At 31.9% G+C, this 20,535-nt stretch carries 18 protein-coding genes; 5 read left to right on the top strand and 13 right to left on the bottom strand.

Annotated elements, in window-relative coordinates:
• Window positions 1-7 precede the first annotated feature (7 nt).
• From ASC44_RS15365 to rpsF, 5 genes are all read right to left on the bottom strand, one after another.
• Complete coding sequence (locus ASC44_RS15365; protein ID WP_055448511.1) at window positions 8-904, bottom strand: glycerophosphodiester phosphodiesterase family protein; 897 nt, start codon at window positions 902-904, stop codon at window positions 8-10.
• 127 nt (window positions 905-1,031) lie between these two features.
• Window positions 1,032-4,208: a TonB-dependent receptor gene (locus ASC44_RS15360; protein WP_055448510.1), complete on the bottom strand. Its 3,177-nt coding sequence runs from the start codon at window positions 4,206-4,208 to the stop codon at window positions 1,032-1,034.
• A gap of 138 nt (window positions 4,209-4,346) precedes the next feature.
• Window positions 4,347-4,796 (bottom strand): 50S ribosomal protein L9, encoded by a 450-nt coding sequence (gene rplI / locus ASC44_RS15355; RefSeq protein WP_055448509.1) that lies wholly within the window; start codon window positions 4,794-4,796, stop codon window positions 4,347-4,349.
• Window positions 4,797-4,809: 13 nt separating this feature from the next.
• On the bottom strand, window positions 4,810-5,109 hold the full coding sequence (gene rpsR, locus ASC44_RS15350) for a 30S ribosomal protein S18 (RefSeq protein WP_198520124.1): 300 nt from the start codon (window positions 5,107-5,109) through the stop codon (window positions 4,810-4,812).
• The gene (gene rpsF / locus ASC44_RS15345) at window positions 5,109-5,447 is read right to left on the bottom strand and encodes a 30S ribosomal protein S6 (RefSeq protein WP_055448508.1); all 339 of its coding nucleotides are present in this window, start codon (window positions 5,445-5,447) and stop codon (window positions 5,109-5,111) included. Before rpsF ends, rpsR begins: the two co-directional genes overlap by 1 nt.
• A 209-nt stretch (window positions 5,448-5,656) precedes the next feature.
• Here rpsF and ASC44_RS15340 point away from each other — a divergent pair, with 209 nt between their 5' ends.
• The gene (locus ASC44_RS15340) at window positions 5,657-6,352 is read left to right on the top strand and encodes a LytR/AlgR family response regulator transcription factor (protein ID WP_055448507.1); all 696 of its coding nucleotides are present in this window, start codon (window positions 5,657-5,659) and stop codon (window positions 6,350-6,352) included.
• Window positions 6,353-6,588: 236 nt separating this feature from the next.
• On the opposite strand, the gene priA is transcribed toward ASC44_RS15340, so the two are convergent.
• The 4 genes from priA to nadC all read right to left on the bottom strand — a co-directional run bounded on the left by priA (window position 6,589) and on the right by nadC (window position 11,440).
• On the bottom strand, window positions 6,589-9,042 hold the full coding sequence (gene priA, locus ASC44_RS15335) for a replication restart helicase PriA (RefSeq protein WP_055448506.1): 2,454 nt from the start codon (window positions 9,040-9,042) through the stop codon (window positions 6,589-6,591).
• Between the two features lie 97 nt (window positions 9,043-9,139).
• The gene (locus tag ASC44_RS15330) at window positions 9,140-9,565 is read right to left on the bottom strand and encodes a DUF2147 domain-containing protein (protein WP_152973352.1); all 426 of its coding nucleotides are present in this window, start codon (window positions 9,563-9,565) and stop codon (window positions 9,140-9,142) included.
• Entirely contained in the window at window positions 9,558-10,568 is a 1,011-nt protein-coding gene (locus tag ASC44_RS15325) for a YihY/virulence factor BrkB family protein (protein WP_083476325.1), read from the bottom strand. The genes ASC44_RS15330 and ASC44_RS15325 overlap by 8 nt, the downstream gene beginning before the upstream one ends.
• An 11-nt stretch (window positions 10,569-10,579) precedes the next feature.
• The gene (gene nadC / locus ASC44_RS15320; RefSeq protein ID WP_055448504.1) at window positions 10,580-11,440 is read right to left on the bottom strand and encodes a carboxylating nicotinate-nucleotide diphosphorylase; all 861 of its coding nucleotides are present in this window, start codon (window positions 11,438-11,440) and stop codon (window positions 10,580-10,582) included.
• A 207-nt stretch (window positions 11,441-11,647) separates the two neighbouring features.
• Here nadC and rlmH point away from each other — a divergent pair, with 207 nt between their 5' ends.
• Entirely contained in the window at window positions 11,648-12,121 is a 474-nt protein-coding gene (gene rlmH, locus ASC44_RS15315) for a 23S rRNA (pseudouridine(1915)-N(3))-methyltransferase RlmH (RefSeq protein ID WP_055448503.1), read from the top strand.
• Between the two features lie 4 nt (window positions 12,122-12,125).
• On the opposite strand, the gene ASC44_RS15310 is transcribed toward rlmH, so the two are convergent.
• Together ASC44_RS15310 and ASC44_RS15305 are read right to left on the bottom strand one after the other, a co-directional pair.
• The gene (locus ASC44_RS15310) at window positions 12,126-14,288 is read right to left on the bottom strand and encodes a prolyl oligopeptidase family serine peptidase (RefSeq protein WP_055448502.1); all 2,163 of its coding nucleotides are present in this window, start codon (window positions 14,286-14,288) and stop codon (window positions 12,126-12,128) included.
• Window positions 14,289-14,342: 54 nt separating this feature from the next.
• Window positions 14,343-14,699, bottom strand: coding sequence for a lipocalin-like domain-containing protein (locus tag ASC44_RS15305; RefSeq protein ID WP_083476324.1), 357 nt, complete (start codon window positions 14,697-14,699; stop codon window positions 14,343-14,345).
• 145 nt (window positions 14,700-14,844) lie between these two features.
• On the opposite strand from ASC44_RS15305, the gene ASC44_RS15300 reads away from it, so the two are divergent.
• Together ASC44_RS15300 and ASC44_RS15295 are read left to right on the top strand one after the other, a co-directional pair.
• Window positions 14,845-15,420, top strand: a complete 576-nt coding sequence (locus ASC44_RS15300) for a non-canonical purine NTP diphosphatase (RefSeq protein WP_055448500.1) — start codon at window positions 14,845-14,847, stop codon at window positions 15,418-15,420.
• A 114-nt stretch (window positions 15,421-15,534) separates the two neighbouring features.
• Entirely contained in the window at window positions 15,535-16,230 is a 696-nt protein-coding gene (locus tag ASC44_RS15295) for a hypothetical protein (protein ID WP_055448499.1), read from the top strand.
• Window positions 16,231-16,391: 161 nt separating this feature from the next.
• Here ASC44_RS15295 and ASC44_RS15290 read toward each other — a convergent pair whose 3' ends face one another.
• Both ASC44_RS15290 and ASC44_RS15285 read right to left on the bottom strand, forming a co-directional pair.
• Window positions 16,392-17,822: an AAA family ATPase gene (locus ASC44_RS15290; protein ID WP_055448498.1), complete on the bottom strand. Its 1,431-nt coding sequence runs from the start codon at window positions 17,820-17,822 to the stop codon at window positions 16,392-16,394.
• Window positions 17,823-17,928: 106 nt separating this feature from the next.
• Complete coding sequence (locus tag ASC44_RS15285; protein WP_055448497.1) at window positions 17,929-18,852, bottom strand: hydrogen peroxide-inducible genes activator; 924 nt, start codon at window positions 18,850-18,852, stop codon at window positions 17,929-17,931.
• Window positions 18,853-18,951: 99 nt separating this feature from the next.
• On the opposite strand from ASC44_RS15285, the gene ASC44_RS15280 reads away from it, so the two are divergent.
• Window positions 18,952-20,478, top strand: coding sequence for a catalase (locus tag ASC44_RS15280; protein ID WP_055448496.1), 1,527 nt, complete (start codon window positions 18,952-18,954; stop codon window positions 20,476-20,478).
• Window positions 20,479-20,535: the final 57 nt, after the last annotated feature.

Below are 20,535 nucleotides of genomic sequence, written 5' to 3'. Positions count from 1 at the left end.
ATTGATTCTATTTACTAATACCTAAAGCCTTTGCTGCAGCAAAAGGTCTATCTGTAGCAAAAACATCTATTCCTTTTTCTTGCCAAACTTTATAAGGCGTATCTCCTTTAGATTCCGCTTGTTTATCTAAATTCCCTAGAGTCCCTAATATGGTTTTTATACCATGAGATTGTACTGTTTTATAAAAATTATCTGGAGATAAACGCGTTCCTGTAAATGCAAACATATTTTCTGTTGGTATATTAGAATCTAATAACCAGTTTAATTCCTTTTCATTTCTACCAGAAACAGATAATAACAACTCTGGCGCATAATTATAGGCCTTTTGAGCTTGTTCCATATTGTATGTTATAATTAGGCAAACATCTTCTGCTTTTTCTGCTCTAATAGCATCTATTACTGTTTCTACTGCAACACTACGTTTAATATCAACCGTTAATACTACATTATTACTTTTTGCCCATTTTAATATGTCTGTAAATAATGGTATTTTAAAAGTCGTTTCGTTTCCAAAATCGTCTTCTAAATTAAAAGCTTTTAATTCTTGGTAGCTATAGTCTGTTAATTTCCCTGTTCCTGTTGTTGTACGGCCTAAACTATTATCGTGTAATAATACTAATGTATTGTCTTTGGTTTTAGCAATATCTATTTCGTAGATAGCAGGAATACTATCGTTTACATATTGTAATGTTTCTAAACAGTTTTCTGGATAGTTTTTTATACTTTTTCCTCCTCTATGCACACTTATTATTGGATCGGCATTAGGCTTGTATTTAAAAGCTTCAATTAATGCAGATTTTTTAATGGTTTGTGTTTCAGTTTCAGTTGAAGTTGAGGTTTTAGAAACCTCGTTCTTGCAAGACACAAAAAGGACAACTAATAGTAAATAATAAAAATGCTTCATAAATTGGTGTTTCCGCGAAAGCGTTATAATTAAAATTAATTTTAAAAATTAGAAACGATTTGAAATAAAAAATGCGCTTCTAAAAAAATTAGAAGCGCAAATTTACGTAAATTATTATGGTTTATTATTAGAAAATGTAACGCACTCCTATCTGTGCTTGCCATCTTGATAATAATGAGGTGTTGTAACCAAAAGTTTCTTGATTAGACTCGTTAAAAGAATATGTTGGTGTATTTGTAGTTTGATCTACAGATACAGAAACAGGACTTACATTATTAGGAAGTTGTACAATTCCCCAATCGCTATTTAATAAGTTTCCAACGTTTAAAACATCTACACTTATTTGAATAGTGTTTGTTTTACCGTTACCTGCATTAAACTTGTAATCTTGTAGTAACTTAACATCCCATTTTCCTCTCCATGGTGCTAATGCGCCATAACGCTCTGTATACTCTCCTCTATTTTCGCTTAAATAATCGTCTTGTTGAATATAAGCTTCGTAGTTTGCTGCTTGAGTAACTTGCTCTGCTGGAGTTCCTGCAAATTGCATTTGCTGTAATTCTCCTGCTGTTGGCACATATAGTAAATCGTTATTCTGACCAGAACTATCGTTATTTATATTTCCTGCATAAGTATAACTAAAACGTCCGCCTTGTGCATACTCAAAAAATGTAGATAATGTTGTAGACCATTTATCGTTAGCATAAGTAAATTTCTTACTTGCTACACCAATAAATCTATGTTTATCTCCATACTTAGAAGCACTTAAAACATCATCATTTGCATTTCCTGATACTTGATTAAAATCGAAAGCATCTCCTGTAATTTCTGCTTCAATGGAGTTTACATCTTTAGAATCTAAATGGTTATAAGCTAAACTTGTGTAAAATCCTTTTCCAAATGTTTTTTGAGCCTTTAATGTATAGTTCCAAATACGTCCTTTATTAGAGTTTGTAAATACATATGCATTATTACCTTTATCTGCATCTGCATATACTGGTCTATTATCTCCAGGAGCATTTAAAGTTTCTGTAGGATTACGTAATCCCCAGTTTTGTACATGAGCACCATTAATGTCTTTAGTATAAGACACATCTGCAGTTAGTATTACGCCATTCTCGAATTTGTAATCACCACCAATATTTGTTCTCCAAACTTGTGGCCATTTGTAATCTGGGTCTACTATTTGAAAGAAACCATCGTCTGCTCCACTAACTTGATTACCTAACCAAACAAAAGGAAAACGACCTGTAAAAATCCCTGATCCACCACGTACTTGAAAAGTATTATCGCCTTTAACATCGTAATTAAAACCAACTCTTGGAGAAATTAATGGCTTACTATCTGGTAAGGTTGTAGATTCTAAAGTAACTTCTTCGTTAGTATTTGGATTAAAATATGTAACCGAGTTGTCTCTTGTTGCTCCGTTTTCTGTATCTATATACTTTTGTATTAAGTCTCCTGTATCAAAATATAAAGGTTTATCTAAACGTATACCATAAGTCAATTTAAACTTGTCTGTAACATTCCATTCATCTTGAACATAAAATGCTAATTGCCCAACGTTAAGCTCTGCTAATTTCCATCCACCATCATTTCCGTCTCCATTAGCATTAAACTGATTAAACGCATTTTGAGTTGCACCTAAATATTGATCTACTACTCCACCAGGCTGAGCGTTGTCTAAGAAAGTTTGAACATCTGGGTATGGTGAAAATAGTCCGTAATAAGGAAAGATACCAAAGTTAAAAGATTCGTAATTAACTAAGTTAAATGAGTTTTTAAATTCAAATTTCTCGAAGTTAAAACCTACAGTAAACGTGTGATCTCCTTTAAAGAAATTCATGTTATCTGTTAATTGAAATACGCGTTGGTCTAGTTTATTATTTATAGAAAATGGTTCGTGACCTGCAATAATGTAATTTGAACCCGCTCCATCTTGAATTGCAATAACTGGTGCTGGACCTGATAAAGGATTTCTAAAATCGTCAAAATGCGTATAACCAATTTGTAATTTGTTAGTAACATCTCCTGGTAAAGTAGAATTTAATTCTATTTGAAATGAATTTAACTTATTGTTAATTTCATAACCAGAGTTTTCGAATTGTAAAGTTCTAAAACTTGGACCTCTAACACCAATAGCTGTTGGGTGCGCTGGCTTTTGCTTCGACGCATCTAAGAAGTTATAAATTACTGCTAATCTATTATTATCATTAATATTCCAATCTATTTTAAAAATACCTTTTGTAGAGTTAGAGTTGTAATTAAAACCTTCGTATCTCCCAGGATTATAGCCAAGATTTAATAAAGCATTACTAACATCCATTAAGTCTTGCTCTGCAACAATAGACTCGTTTACTGCTCCAGAACCTCTATTTGGTGTAAATGGTGCACCTAAATCTGTACGTTCATCTTTCTCGAAATTGGCAAAAAAGAATAACTTATTTTTTATTAATGGTCCTCCAATACTTAATCCGTATTGTGTTTGTTCTAAATCGGCTTTAAAAACATCTTCACCTTTAATTTTACCTCCTGTAAGATCTTCGTTTCTTGTAAAACCATATACAGTTCCGTGAAACTCATTTGTTCCACTCTTTGTTACCGCGTTTACAGAGGCTCCTGTAAAACCTGATTGTGTTACATCGTATGGCGCTAACGATACTTGTATTTGATCTATAGCATCTAAAGAAATTGGTTGCGCATCTGTCTGCCCACCAACTGTTGCTGCATCTAATCCAAACGGATTACCAAAAACAGCACCATCTAAACTAAAATTATTGAATTGATCATTTCTACCTCCAAAAGAGTTTCCTGAAGACGAAGGTTCTAATCTAGTAAAATCTGCTGCAGATCTAGAAATTGTTGGTAAACTAGTTAGCTCTCTTCTACCAACACTTGTTTCTGCTCCAGTACGATCACTACCAAAAGTTCCGGTTCCACCTGTTCCCGTAATAACAACCGCTTCTAAAGACTGGCTATTGGAAGCCATAGTTACATCTAAATTTTGTGTTTTACCTAAAGTTAAATAAACATTGGTAAAAACTTGTTCCTTGTAACCTACATAACTAATTGTAATAGAATATGGTCCACCTACTTTAAGGTTAAGTAAGTTAAATCGACCATCAAAATTTGTAGCAGAACCAAACTTAGTTCCTGTTGGTGTGTGTACGGCAAGTACATTGGCTCCTGGTAAAGGTTCGTTCAGTTCATCTAAAACAAGACCTTTTATGTTAGATGTTGTGACTTGAGCAAATGCTATAGCAACAAAAAACATAAATAAAATTGAAAGTAATTTTTTTTTCATTCTGTGGAGGGTTTTGGTTGTAGTTAATTATCACTACATCATTAATTTAAACCAAAATTAACAAAAAAAAAAGCCACTTATAAATAAGTGGCTTTTAATATTAAAATTTTATTAACATTACGTTAACAAAGTTTGTTTTTAAGCTTGAGCAATAACTTCAAACTGAATGTCTGCAGATACTTCTCTGTGTAAACGAATAGATGCATCATACATTCCTAAACGTTTAACATTTCCACCTGTTACTGAGATGAATTTTTTGTCTATTGAGTGACCTTCTTTTGCTAAAGCTTCTGCAACATTAATGTTGTTTACAGAACCAAATAACTTGTCTCCTTGACCAGTTTTTGAAGCAATTTTAATCTCTAAACCTTTGATAGCTTCAGCAATTGCCGTTGCTTCTTCGATTTCTTTCTTTTCTTTATATGCACGTTGCTTTAAGTTCTCTGCTAATACTTTCTTTGCAGAAGTTGTAGCGATAACAGCATTGCCAGTAGGAATTAAAAAGTTTCTACCATAACCGTTCTTAACCGTTACAATGTCGTCTTTAAATCCTAAATTCTCAACGTCTTGTTTTAATATAAGTTCCATTGTTATGAATGTTTTATTTTAATAAATCTGTTACATAAGGTAATAACGCTAAGTGACGCGCTCTTTTTACTGCTACAGATACTTTTCTTTGATACTTTAAAGAAGTTCCTGTTAAACGTCTTGGTAAAATTTTACCTTGTTCGTTTATAAAACCTATTAACCAGTCTGGATTTTTGTAATCCACATACTTGATACCAGATTTCTTGAAACGACAATACTTTTTCTGCTTGTTCGTATCAATATTTAAAGGCGTTAAATATCTAATTTCACCTTCTTTTTTTCCTTTTGCTTGTTGCTCGATAGATGCCATAATTACGCTTTTTGTTTAAGTTTAACTCTTCTTCTCTCTGCCCACGAAATCGCGTGCTTGTCTAAAGCTACAGTTAAGTAACGCATAAAACGCTCATCACGTCTAAACTCTACTTCTAAAGGATTAATGTGTTCACCATCTACGGTGTACTCAAATAAGTGGTAAAATCCACTTTTCTTGTTTTGAATTGGGTAAGCTAACTTCTTAAGTCCCCAATCTTCTTTGGATACCATCTTTGCTCCTCTAGTAGTAAGAAATTCTTCGTATTTCTGTACTGTTTCCTTTATCTGTGTATCAGATAAAACGGGATTTAAGATGAAAACAGTTTCATAATGATTCATAAAAATCTATTTATTTGTGTTAAAATGAGTGCAAAAGTAACTCTTTTTGTAATAACACACAATTCTTTTACAATTTAATTAAAACACCTATTATAATTGCGATCAAATCTAAATGAAATGTTAAAATTTACATTTAAGCGATGTTTTTTGGATTTAATCCGAATTTGTTGTAACATTGTCGATAATTAAACCCAAATAAAACAAACGCTATGACTCTAAATTGTGTAGTAGTTGATGATTCGGCAATACAAAGGCTTTCAATAGTCAAATTGATTGAGAACAATAACTCCTTAAACCTAATTGCTGAATACAGCAGCGCTTTAGAAACAAAAAATGGCTTGAATACGCACAAGGTAGATCTTATCTTTTTAGATATTGAGATGCCAGTACTTAATGGTTTCGAACTATTAGATGTGTTAAATAACAAACCTCAAATTATTTTTGTTACTGGAAAAACAGAATACGCATTTAAAGCTTTTAACTACGACGCGACAGATTATCTACAAAAACCTATTAATAGGGAACGTTTTAATCAAGCCGTTGATAAAGCTTTAGAGCACCACAAACTTAAACTAGACTTTAACGAAACTGAAGGTGAACATATCTTTGTAAAAAGTAACCTAAAAAAACGTAAAGTATATATTAAAGATATAAAGTGGATAGAAGCACTTGGTGATTACGTAAAATTAGTAACCGAAGACACTTCTCTTGTCGTTTTATCTACAATGAAAGCTTTTGAAGGCGAACTGCCTGAAGGTAAATTTTTAAGAATTCACAAATCCTACATTGTGAATTTAGATAAAGTAGACCGATTTAATAGTAAAAACGTTGAAGTTGGTTCTTACGAAATTCCTTTAAGTAGAAACAAAAAGACCTTACTTGTTGATGCTTTAAATAATATTTAAGCTGAAACGATTATTATAATATTGAAAATCCTGCTTTAATTAGTAGGATTTTTTTTGTTTCCAGTCGTCATTGCGAGCTTTTTAGTTAGAAAAAAGCGTGGCACATGCGAAGCATTCACGAATCCATTAAAAAAAATATAAAAAGCGAGTAATCTCTTCAATTAGAACTAGATTTTAAATAATACCAAACAATCAACAGATTGCCACGTCCTGCATCCTCGCAATGACAGATAGTATTAGTAATTATCCACATTCAAAATAACACGAACACCTTTAAAAGCACCAATCGCTTCGAAGCTTGAATTAATTTTCTTTATAGCTTCTTTTGTTTTACCCAAAGATTGCGGTTGCGGTATTTTAATTAGAATATTTTTTAAATATTGATTTCTTACACGCGATACTGGCGGAAATTCTGGTCCTAGAATATTTCCTTTAAAAACCTGTCTTAAAGATTTAGCAAACCAATCGCTAGCCGTTTCTACCTTGTTATAATCTCTGTGTTTTAATGTAATTTTAATTAATCTATAAAATGGAGGGTATTTAAAATCGCGACGTTCTTGCAATTGTTCTTTAAACATTCCAAGATAATCGTTAGTAGAAACCTGTTGTAATATTTTATGATATGGATTATAGGTTTGTATTAACACCTTACCACGTTCTTTTGTTCTTCCTGCACGACCAGAAACTTGTAACATTAATTGAAAACTACGTTCGTGCGCTCTAAAATCTGGGAAATTAAGTAAATTATCTGCGTTCATAATACCTACAACCTTTACATTTCTAAAATCTAAACCTTTAGTTAGCATTTGCGTGCCAACTAAAATATCTATTTCTTGCTGCTCTAAGGCTGTAATAATTTTCTCGTAACCGTATTTTCCGCGTGTAGTATCTAAATCCATACGTGCCACTTTAGCCTTTGGAAATAGTGTTTTCGCTTCGGTTTCTATTTGCTCTGTACCAAAACCTTTGGTATCTAAATTAGAAGTCCCACAAGCCATACATTTTTGCAACATAGCACTTGTATAACCGCAGTAATGGCAACGCAATTGCCCTCTATATTGGTGGTAGGTTAAACTCACATCGCAATTTGTACATTGCGGAGAGTGACCACAAGTATTACACTCCACAATTGGTGAGTAACCACGCCTATTTTGAAACAAGATTACTTGGTAACCTTCTTCTAAAGCTTCGGTAATTTCTTCAATCATTCTATCGCTAAAATGACCTTTCATGCGTTTCTTTTTATATTTCTCTGCCAGATCTACTAATTCAATCTCAGGCAATTGCACATTGTTGTAACGACGGTTTATTTCTACTAATCCGTATTTTTTATCAATAGCATTATTGTAGCTTTCTAAACTTGGTGTTGCACTACCTAATAATGTTTTTGCTTTATGTAAATGTGCTAAAACTATTGCCGCATCTCTTGCATGATAACGTGGCGCAGGATCGAATTGTTTAAACGATTGCTCGTGTTCTTCGTCCACTATTATTAATCCTAAATCATGGAATGGTAAAAATATAGAAGAGCGCGCACCTAAAATTATTTTCGCTTTCGCGGAATTACCCAACACTTGATTATAAACCTCAACACGCTCATGAGCCGAGTATTTACTATGAAACACTGCTACCTGCTCTCCAAAGTAGTTTTGAAGTCGCACTACTAATTGTGTGGTTAAAGCAATTTCTGGTAGTAAATACAACACTTGCCTTCCTTCTTCTAAAACAGATTCTATAAGTTTTACATACACCTCTGTTTTTCCAGAAGATGTTATACCGTGTAAAAGCGTTACATTTTGAGTTTCGAAAGACGTTTCTATTTGTTTTAGTGCTTCAGCTTGATATTCGTTTAAAGCTTTACTATCTTCATTTTCATCACCTTCATACTGCACACGATCTGTCTGAATATGATATTCTTCTAAAACACCTTTATCTATTAAAGTCTTTACTATTGCCGAAGAGCCTCCACTCTCCTCTATCAACTCTTTTACTTTAACAGGTTTCTTCGTTTTAACCGAAATTGAAAACAAAGTCATTACTACTTGTCTTTGCTTTTCTGCTCTGCTTAAATCGTTTAATAATTCATGTAAACCAACTTCGCTAGTATATTCTGGCTGTAATTTTACATACCTAACGTATTTAGGCTTGTATTTATCATAGATTTCTTCTTGCAGTAAAATAACCTCTTTTTCTATTAGGCGTTTAATTACCGGAAGCACATTCTTTTTATCTAGAATATTAGAAATCTCTTGAATCTTTAATGTTGATTGATGATGCAATGCTTCGTACACCAAATATTCATCATCTTTTAAATCAGTTTCTTTTATTTCCTTATTTAAATTCCTACTTACTAGTGTTTCACTTTCAAGAATAAAAGCATTTGGTAAAGCCGCACGCATTACCTCGCCTACGGTACACATATAATACTTAGCAATCCATTGCCAAAACTCTAATTGTTTTGAGGTAACAATTGGTTTTTCGTCTAATATTTGATGTATTTCCTTAGCCTCGTATATTAAAGGCGCATTGGTATGTATTGCACCAACCAAACCTGTATGAATTTTTGTTTTACCAAAAGGTACAGACACACGCATACCAACTTCTAAAAATTGAGATTCAGCCTGAGTAATGCTATAAGTAAACATTTTTTCAAGCGGAATGGCTAATATGACGTCTATAAAATGGTTCAATTAAATTATTAAAGTGTTGAATTGTTTTATTATTACTTTTTGACCTGACTATTATTTACTGATAATTGTTTCTTGATAATTCTTGAGTATTAATTATCTACTGCACAACGCGTTCCCAATATTGCGTTTGGTAGAAAAAACCAATATAACCTCGTACTTGAAGGAGATCTTCGTTTTCATCATCTAAAGCCAATCTCAATTTGTATGTTTTTCCATTTTCGGGATCTATTACAGTTCCTTTTCTGTAATATTCACCATCCGCTTTCATATTTTTAATTATTTCCAAACCTAAAACTGGTTTATTATAATCTGACCCTTTACAATATATACAAGGTAATTCTCTTTTTGAGACATCAAAAATCTCTATAATTTTTCCAAACACTTTTCCATCTCTCTTAAAAATTTCAACAATAGATTTCTTTTCTTTTGTTTCATCATCGACAGTTGTCCATTTTCCAAATATATCTTGAGCATTTCCTAAAAAGGAAAATAAAAACACTAAAATTAAAAAATACTTATTCATTTTCATGTTGTTTTTTTAAACCCATTAATGCCATGTTCAACTCAAAACCTAGTAACAAAATATTTGCATTAAGCCAAAGGTAAAACAGCAATATCAATAAGGCTCCAATAGATCCATAAAGCTCATTATAATTTGAGAAATTCTCTATGTATATTCCAAAAAAATATGAGGTTAACATAATCAATATCGTTGTAAACAATGCGCCTACAGAGAAAAAACTAGCCTTTCTACCTTCTCGCGTTCCAAGATAATATAATGTTGCGGTAGCAAGAAAAGTAATAATAACGAAGAAAGCATATTGCGCCATGTTAGTCCAAAAATCTGCTTTCCGTCTTGATTCGTAGCCATATTCTTTAAAAAATTCTAAGGTATTATCTACTACATAAATTTGAAAATAACCTAGCACTGCTACTGTTAAAATTAAAAGCAACGATAAAATTAAGGCAACTCCCATGGCAAAGAAGTACTGCTTAAAAGCATTACGCGTTAATTGTTGATGATAAGAATTCTCGAACCCAGAAAAGAGTGCATTTACACCATTAGTCATTAAAAATATAGCAACCACTAAAACAGTAGATAGCAAACCAGTATTACCATTGTTCCCTTTTAAGGCATCGAAAATATTATCGTGAAAAAAATCTGTTGTTGTTGGTGGTAGGACAGATTCTAGAAAGGTTAAAAACTCGCCTTCAAAATCGTCTATTGGAATACTTGGAATAACAATAATAATAAAAAGCAAAAAAGGAAATAATGCCGTAAAAAAACTATAAGCTATTGCACTTGCTCGTGTCGTTAGCGCTCCTTTAGCAATACCAATAACATAGAGTTCCAACAAATCGTACAGAGAAAGACCTTCTAATCCAGGCAATTTTATATTACTTAATAATTTTATTATAATATTAAGCACAGGTATTTTAAGCAACTTTTGTTTTAAATTTTGCTCTTTAAGTTGTTCTTCAACAACTTTCTCTTCTATTAATTCCTCAATCCTAGTTTCTGGCATTTATATGCTATTTAATCTACCGCTTTTAAGCTTAAATCTAAATTATAAACGGAGTGCGTTAAAGCTCCAGAAGAAATATAATCGACACCACAAAGTGCGTAATCTCTAATTGTTTTTTCGTTAATACCGCCAGAACTTTCTGTTAAACATTTGTCTCCAATAAGTTTTACGGCTGTTCTAGTATCTTCGTAATTAAAGTTATCTATTAAAATTCTATAAACACCATCGGTTTTAAGGATTTCTTCAATTTCATTTAAATCTCTAGCTTCCACTATAATTTTTAAATCGCGATTGGTCTCTTTTAAATACTGCTGTGTTTTTTCTATGGCTTTAGTAATTCCGCCTGCGAAATCAATATGGTTATCTTTAAGCATAATCATATCGTATAAAGCAAACCTATGATTCTCACCTCCACCAATTTTAACAGCCCATTTTTCTAAAGCACGAATACCTGGAGTTGTTTTACGCGTGTCTAAAATTTTTGTTCCAGTGCCATCTAATAAATCTACAAACATTTTAGTTTTAGTCGCAATAGCACTCATACGTTGCATTGCGTTTAACACTAGTCTTTCTGCTTTTAAAATAGATTGCGAAGCTCCTGTTACATAAAAAACAATGTCTCCATAGTTTACCTTGCTTCCATCTTCAATTAAGGTTTCGACTTTCATTTTAGGATCGACATAAGCAAATACTTGTTTTGCGAATTCTACTCCTGCAATTATACCATCGTCTTTTACTAAAAGCTTTGCTTTACCTTGAGCGGTTGCTGGAATGCACGATAGCGAACTATGGTCTCCATCACCAACATCTTCACGAATGGCATTGGCTATTATAAGTTCTATTTCTTTATTAAATTGTTCTTGAGAAATCATTGGTGTAATTTGTTTCAGCTAAAATAAGAAATTGAATTGTTCTGCCGAATTAAAATCAAATCAATAAATTTGTATTTTAAAAATTATTAAAAGTGCTTTTTTTTTGAATAGCACTAGAATGAAAACGTTTTTTTTATTAAAAGCATTCAATGCAGTTAGCGAGAAGTAAAAAAACAAGTACCGATTGCGCTCAACCCGACACATAATATGACCATTAAACTCATTGCCATTGGCAAAACAGACAATAAGCAACTTCAAGCTTTAATAGACGAGTACCAAAAACGTCTAGGCTTTTATATTAAGTTTAATTTAGAAATTATACCTGATATTAAAAACTCTAAGAACTTAAGCGAAGCACAACAGAAACAAAAAGAAGGCGAACTAATTTTAAATAAATTAAGCGCCACTGATGTTTTAATTTTATTAGACGAAAACGGCAAGCAACACGATAGCGTTAGCTTCTCGAACTACTTACAAAAACACATGAATTCTGGTATCAAGCAGCTTGTATTTGTTATTGGCGGACCTTATGGTTTTAGTGAAGACGTTTACAGTAAAGCTAAAGGGAAAATTTCACTTTCGAAAATGACTTTTTCTCACCAAATGGTGCGCTTATTTATCATCGAGCAATTGTATAGAGGTTTTACTATATTAAAGAATGAACCTTATCATCATAGGTAAATACCTAATCTATTCTCACATCTAATTGATCGAATAGAAAAGAGTATTTATACATTATTTTCTTTTCGAAATCTTTATTATTAAGCGTTCCTCCATGGCCCGATCCATTTATTAACAACAAATTGTATAACGATTCGTTACTCCCTTTTTCTTGTAAAGTAGCTAGAAATTTATAAGAATGTAATGGAGGAACTCTATCATCTTCTGACCCAGTAATAAGCATAAGATTAGGATATTTTACATTATCCTTAATATTGTGCATTGGAGAATAGGTTTTTAAATTGTTATAGTCTGCTTCATTACTTGCACTACCAAACTCATTTATATTAGTATTTACAGAGCCTACAGTAAATTTAGAAAAACGTAACATATCAAAAGCTCCCGCTTCTGCAATAGCTGCTTTAAACAATTCTGGTCGTTGTACATAAGCAGCAGCAACTAACAAACCTCCATGTGAGCGCCCATTAATAGCTAATTTATTATTGTTTGTGTATTTGTTTAAAGTAAGATATTCTGCGGCTGCAATAAAATCGTCAATAGCTGTTTGTTTATTAAGCCTTCTACCTGCTTTGCCCCAATCACTTCCTTTAGCGCCTCCTCCTCTTACATTAGGCACAGCAATTATTCCACCATGCAACAACCACAATGTTAAAGACTCATCGAACCTTGGAACAACTGTTGTTCCATAGCCTCCATAACCGTATAATAAAGTTGGATTGTTACCATCTAATTCTGTATCCTTTAAACACGTAATATACATTGGTATAGCTGTCCCATCTTTAGATTTGTAGTTAATATACCTGGTCTCTAAAGTTTCAACTTCATAAGGCACAGATAGTGTTTGTGTTGGTTTAAACGTTAAACTAGATAGTGATAATTGGTACCAAATATCTGGATGATAAAATGAAGAAATACAAAAATCTGTATGTGTTGCATTATCTTCATTCTCAAATAAATAATTTAATTGCTTTCCTTCTGGAAAATCAATTTTACGTAAAAGTTCACCTTCTAAACTAAAAATTAAAACTATATTTTTTCCTTTATCGCTATAAATACATGCTATTTTATCTTTCCCTAGTTTATTAACACTCTCTAAAAGAATGTCATACTCTGGAATTAATTCTGAAACAGCATTAAGCTTTGTAATATCGGCAATTAAAACACGCCCATTAGCAGCTTCCCAATTGGTATTTAAGACTACTTTATTATTAAAGAGTTCCTCAATACTAATGTAAATACCTTTTGTATTTGGGTATAATAAAAAGTTAGACAAGTAAAATGATTCTGGTTTTATATTAGCGACAGATAGCGCTCTGTAAATTGTACCTCTAACATCATAATAATGTTTGAAAAACAATTTTTCGCCCAATTTAAAATAGTTAAAATTATTTGTTCCAGTGGTATCTACATTTTGATACAATAATTTATCTTCAGATTGATCTGTACCTAATTTATGATAATACAATTTTTGCCCAGTTGCTTTATCTAATAATTCTCTGCCTTTTTCAGGCTTGTTATATGCGTCATAATACACATCTTTAGCATTCCATATTAAATTACTTCCAGCTCTTAAATTACTTAATTTACCTTCTAGCTTATTTCCTGTAACTAAATCGAAAAAATATACTTCTCTCCAATCACTACCATTATTGGAAACTTCGATAGCAATTAGATCATAATCCTCATTAACATATCTATTAGTAATACTTACGTTATCACCCTTATCTAAAGTATATTCTTTAATTTCAAATAAGCGTTTGTAATTATTCTTACCTCTTAGTCTATACACTAAATCTGAAGCTCTATTTAATCTAGTATTCTTAAACTTAAACTCATATTTACTTTTTAAACTATCTGCTTTCTCTTTGTAAGATTTTTTCTGCTTGGTTCTAACACCACTATACATTGTCGCTATTTGATCTCTAAGCACCCAACTCTTAACATATTTCTTTTTTTGCTTATCTGTAAGTTTGGTTTGTTCTTTTAACCATGCCGTTAACTTAACATCTTCTGGATTTTCCATCCATTGGTATGGATCTTCTACGTCTTCATTAAAATAAGTATCGATAACTGAGCCTTTAGAAAGTTCTGGGTAAGTATATTGTTTTTGAGCGTTTGCAATACCAGTTATACTAAAAACTAAAGCAATAATAAAAAAGCGAATCATAAAATAATGGTTAATAAGTGGTTGGAGCTTTGTGTATCTCGTAACTAAAAATTTCTATTTTTTTACTAAAGTCATGACTTCCTTGTTACCAGAACGGCTCATTGTAAACGCTAAAGTATCACTTGTAAGTTTATTAATTTCTACTGCAATTTCCATTTTACCTGTTGGTGTGCAGTATAATAAACCGTTAGTTATTTTATAGTTTCCTTCTACATTACTAGACTGTATTTTAGAAGTATAAGTTTGATCATCATTAAAATTAAAAGTCACATTATTATTGCAGTTATCTTCTCCTGTAGCAATATTAATCCAGCTAGCACATTCCCAATCTCCAATAATATTTTTTGAATGTTCGGCATCGTTACAAGACATAAATAATACAATACATAATAGGCTAATACATTTTTTCATGGTGTTGAGTTTTGGTTGAATCTTTGTTTTTTTTAATTTCTGACAAGATATGCTTATCTCTCTTCATTAAAAAAAAACATTACACATTTAGAATTATACTTTTAAGTATAATCGTATTTTTACCTTAAAAAAACAAAACCAAACCATGCAACTAGTCTTCGCCACAAACAACTTAAATAAACTAAAGGAAGTACAATCTTTAATTCCTGCTTCTATAAAATTACTAAGCTTAAAAGACATTGGGTGTTTTGAAGATGTGCCAGAAACTCAAAACACTATTAAAGGCAACGCTATCCAAAAAGCAGAATACATAAAAGAGCATTATGGTTACGATTGTTTTGCAGACGATACGGGACTTGAAGTTGAAGCTTTAAATAACGAGCCAGGAGTTTTTAGTGCGCGTTACGCAGGACCTCAACGCGATGCTAACGATAATATGAATTTACTTTTAACTAATTTAAAAGAAAAACCAAACCGAAACGCCCAATTTAAAACCGTAGTATCTCTACACTTAAATGGTGAGTTAAAAACGTTTACTGGTATTTGTAAAGGTGAAATTACCATGGATAAAAAAGGAAATCAAGGTTTTGGTTACGATCCTATATTTATGCCAAAAGGTTTCACCGAAACTTTTGCTGAAATAGATTTAAAGCTGAAGAATGAAATTGGACATCGTGGAAAAGCAGTGTTGCTCTTGGTCGATTTTTTGAACACCATCTAATATTTGACTTTCTAAAAAAAATAGTCGAACTTCGAATTTAATCTAACGCTGAATATAATTCATTGAAACGGAATCATATTCTAGTGACGTTGGCAACAATTAAACAAACAAATCATGTCAAATAAATTTATAGCTTATACAATCTTATTTTTAACATATCTAAATTCGTTTTCTCAAAGTATACCAAATGATACTATTGTTAAAAAAGACGGGACTAAAATCATTGAAAATTTCAAAACAATAATTGTCCATAATGAATATTTAATAACTAGTAAATATGAGTTAAGTATGGAAAAAATAAAGAGTATAAATGATAATCACTTAAAAAAGATAGCAATACCCTTAAAAGATATAGATAAAGTAATCAATAATAGTATATATATTAAAAAGCGTAAATTTTTGAATGAAAATGATGTGATTTGGGAATCAGAAACAAATAATCATAAAAGAAAGGTATGGGTTCATTCTCGTTCAGAGCGAAAAGCTGTAGTATTACCAAATGGAAAACTAAGACTTTTGGAATCATTAGTTGAAGGAAAATGTGATTTATATATAGATTTTATTGTTATTACCTCTGCTATCGACTTTAATCTTTATAATGTGAATAATTATTACTATGTCCATCGAAAAAACGAATGGAAGAGCACACTTTTCAAAGGTTTAGGCGAATTTATCAAAACTAAAAGAATTGATTATTTTGACGATTGCGTGAAAGCAAAAGAATTCATTAAAACAAGAAAAAAACTATCTCAGCAGGAGATTATTGAACTTGTTAAATTATACAACGAATATTGTGATAGTAAAAAATAACAGTTGCCAACACCGTATAAAAATAATTGCGGTTTAGTGCTTAATCAAAAGGTCGTTGCGTGCTTGTAACGTCTGATTTTCCTTCGGAAAATCCTCGCATACAAACCCGCAACTATTCTTACACATAAACGTTAGATTAAATTCGAAATCATAAATAAAAACTACCCAAATAAAACACCAATAGTAAAATCATTCTCTACCAAATCCATTTTATGCGTATTCTCTAAAACACCATAAGATGTAACAAACGTAATGTGTACCATTTTTTTCGATTTAGTAACTGCTTTTAAACCTTCGCGTTTGGTACGTAGTTTTTGCGCGTAGTCTTTAGTAATACTGAACTCGTCTGCATAGAATTTCATTTCGCAAATATTTATAATATTATCCTTCCTATCGATAAGCATATCTATTTGAAACCCTTTTTCGTAGTTAGTATCCTTTCTATGCAAAAAACTATTAACATTGGTTTCTACACCTAAAATCCCTAAGGCATTTTTAATACTGTCTATATGTTTAATACACAAGTTTTCAAACGCATAACCACACCAAATTTTATACTGTTGGGTTTCGCTTACGCGCAACCAATCGCTTTTATTGAGTTTGTTACGTCCTACCATAAAACTGAGATAAAACAAAGAGTACTCATCGGTTAAACGAAACAAAGTGTCTTTTTTACTTTTCTCTAAAGGCTCGAACGTAGAGATAAAACCAGAAGCCTCTAACTCATTTAATATATTAGTAAAATAACCTCCGTCGGACAGCTTGGTGAGTTTTAAAATAGTTTGCCGGTTTAATCCGCTAGCTTTACTAGCCAAAGCTTTTACTATTTTTATATGGCTACCAGCATTATCGAATAAGGCAGGATAGAGGTTCTCGAATTCGGTAGTTAAAAAGCCATCTTTTTTAAAACAGAGGTCATTAATATTTTGAGCAGCACTTTTTCCTTTTTCTACTTGATCTAAATAATGCGGAATACCACCTAAAGACAAATACAGTTTAATAATTTGATATTGACTTAAATTAATGTTTTTAGCTTTCAAAAAAGCTTCGGTCTCTTGCAAGGTAAAAGGCATTAAACTAATAAGTTTAGTAATACGATTATGTAAACCACCTTTTGCATTTACCACATGCTGTAACATCCATGATGCTGCCGAACCACAAACCACAACAATTATATTTTGTTGCGACGCCCAATTATTCCACCAATGTGCTAAGGCTTCCATAAAACCAGAACGTTTACTAGCAATCCAAGGCAATTCATCTAAAAAAACAACAGGTTTATCTTTTGTTTTTAAACTTGCTATGGCTTGACTTAAGGTGTTAAAAGCTACCAACCAACTTTCTGGTTTTGCATCTATTTTAGCGTTAGGAAAATAAAGATTCATTTGTAAAGTAAAGTTCATTAATTGGTCGTGTAGATTTGCATCCTTTAAACCCGTCATTTCAAACACTTTTTCGTCTTTATAAACCTCACGTATTAAGAATGTTTTACCAACACGACGACGACCAATAATAGCTAATAAATGTGCTTTATTATCATTTACCATGGCTTGCATGGTTTTCTTTTCGTCTATACGTCCTATAATTTTCATACTATACTTAGCGGAATCCTATCAAAGATACAATTTTTAGCGTAATACAAAATTATAACACGCGGAATCTATGTTTTAAAAACACTTTCCGCGTATTAAAGTGTAATTATCTCCAATTAATTTTTATAAAATTCTCATTCTTAGCAAATTCTTTAGGTATTTTACTTAATATTTCAGAACGTAAAGCTTCAATAACAAGGTCTTTAGAAAAAGAATGATGCGTAACAATACTGACCTCTCGTATTGGTTTAGGTTCACTAAATGGAATATTACAACCGACATCGTTGGCACGAATAGCCATTTCTGGTACTAATGTAAAACCACCATAATTATCTACCATCCGTTTTAAAGCTTCAATAGAACCACTTTGAAACTTAATACTTTTGTTATTACTGCTATTATTACAAATATTTAATACTTGATTTCTAAAACAATGTCCGTTTTCTAATAGCCAAACATCTTCCATTTTCTCAACATCTTTTGGTGATATCGTTGTTTTATCTTTCAAGAACTCACAATGTTGTCCGTAAAAAACAAAAGGTTCGTTGTACAACTTAATCTCTCTAATAAAAGGTTCGTGCAAAGGCGTTATAAGTATGCCTAAGTCTAATTCTTTTTTTTGCAATGCTAGAATAATATCATCCGATTGCATTTCTTCAATTTGTAAAATAGAATTAGGATATTTTTTAGAAAAATCACCAGAAAACAAAGGAATAAGATATGGCGAAATAGTAGGGATCACTCCTATTTTATACTCTCCTTCCATACTATTAAGCTCTGTACTCACCATGTTTTTTAAATCACTAACTTCTCGTAAAATAATTTTGGCTTTCTTTATAAACATAGCACCTAAATCGGTTGGTTTAAAAGGAGATTTACTTTTATTAAAAATAATAAAGCCAATTTCGTCTTCTAGCTTTTTAACCTGAATAGTTATAGTAGGTTGCGTTACAAAACACTTTTCTGCAGCGGTAACAAAATGCCTGTAAGTATCTAAAGCAACTACATATTCTAATTGTTGTAACGTCATCTTATTAATTTTATCAATACAAATATAAAAACTATTAATTTGATTAATATTAAGATGAAGTAGATATTTGCAATCTCATTAAACAATTAACATAAAAAGATGAAAAAAATTTTTACCGCCTTAGCCTTAACTATAGGTCTAGTTTCTTTTGCTCAAAACAAGAGTACAGAAACTTTAATGACAACAAACAATGGTGCTCCAGTTGGAGATAACCAAAACTCTAAAACAGTTGGCGAATATGGTCCTGTTTTATTAGAAGACATTCATTTAGTAGAAAAATTAGCTGCTTTTGATAGAGAACGTATTCCTGAGCGTGTGGTTCACCCAAGAGGTGCTGGAGCTTCAGGATATTTTGAAGCAACCAAAGACATGTCGGACTATACTAGAGCTGTACTATTTTCTCAAACTGGTAAGAAAACAGATTTAGCTGTACGTTTTTCTACAGTAATACACGGAAAAGGTTCACCAGAAACCGCAAGAGACCCAAGAGGTTTTGCTGTTAAGTTTTATACAGAGCAAGGCAATTATGATATTGTTGGTAACAACTTACCTATCTTTTTTATTAGAGATGCTATTAAATTCCCAGACATGGTACACTCTTTAAAACCATCTCCAGAAACCAACAAACAAGATCCTAATCGTTTTTTCGACTTCTTTTCTCATGTACCAGAAGCAACACATATGATTACAAGATTATGGACAGATTTAGGAATACCTAAAGGATACCAATACATGAACGGAAGTAGTGTACATGGCTACAAATGGATTAATAAAGCAGGAAAAGTAACTTACATTAAATATTCTTGGGTTTCTAAGCAAGGTGAGAAAAATTTAACTGCAGAAGAAGCGTCTATACAACAAGGAAAAGATTGGCAACATGCTACAGTAAGCTTACGTAAAGATATTGCTGATAAAAATTACCCACAGTGGGATTTATATGTACAAATGATTAAGCCTGAAAATATTCATTCTTTCGATTTTTGGCCTTTAGATGCGACTAAAGATTGGCCAGCAGATAAAATTGAAAAAATTAAGATTGGTACCATGACTTTAAACCAAAATCCGGTAAACTATTTTGAGCAAGTAGAAAGTATTGCTTTTTCTCCTGGTGCTTTAATTCCTGGTGTAGAACCTTCGGAAGATAAATTATTACAAGGCCGTTTATTTTCTTATTTCGATACACAACGACATAGATTAGGACCAAATTTTCAACAATTAGAAATCAATAAACCGTTAGAAGATCCTAAAAACTATAATTCTGATAGTTGGAATAGCGCAGGAAACAAAAGGTTTGAAAATCCAGATGTAAACTACCAGCCAAGTGAAAAATCAGGATTAGTAGAAGATGAACAATACAAGCAGTCGGAAACAACACTTTCTAATGTAACGATTACACAAAAGAAAATTACAAAAACTAACGACTTTGCACAAGCAGGAGATTTTTACAGATCACTTACCAAGCAACAACAAGACAACTTAATTAAAAATTTAAGTGGTGATTTAGGTCAAGTAACCGATAAAAAGATTCAAATGCAAATGATAACCTATTTCTATAAAGCAGATAGAGATTACGGTATGCGTGTTGCAGAAGCTTTAGGTTTTTCAGCTAAAGACTTTAGAAACTAAACTTACACTATTTACTATTCAGGAGGATACAAATGTGTCCTCCTTTTTTACATTTAT

Origin of the sequence: Lacinutrix mariniflava (assembly GCF_001418015.1) — a bacterium.
GTDB lineage: Bacteria > Bacteroidota > Bacteroidia > Flavobacteriales > Flavobacteriaceae > Lacinutrix > Lacinutrix mariniflava.
Note: the sequence above shows the minus strand (reverse complement) of the source record. Positions and strands in the feature narration are given on the sequence as shown.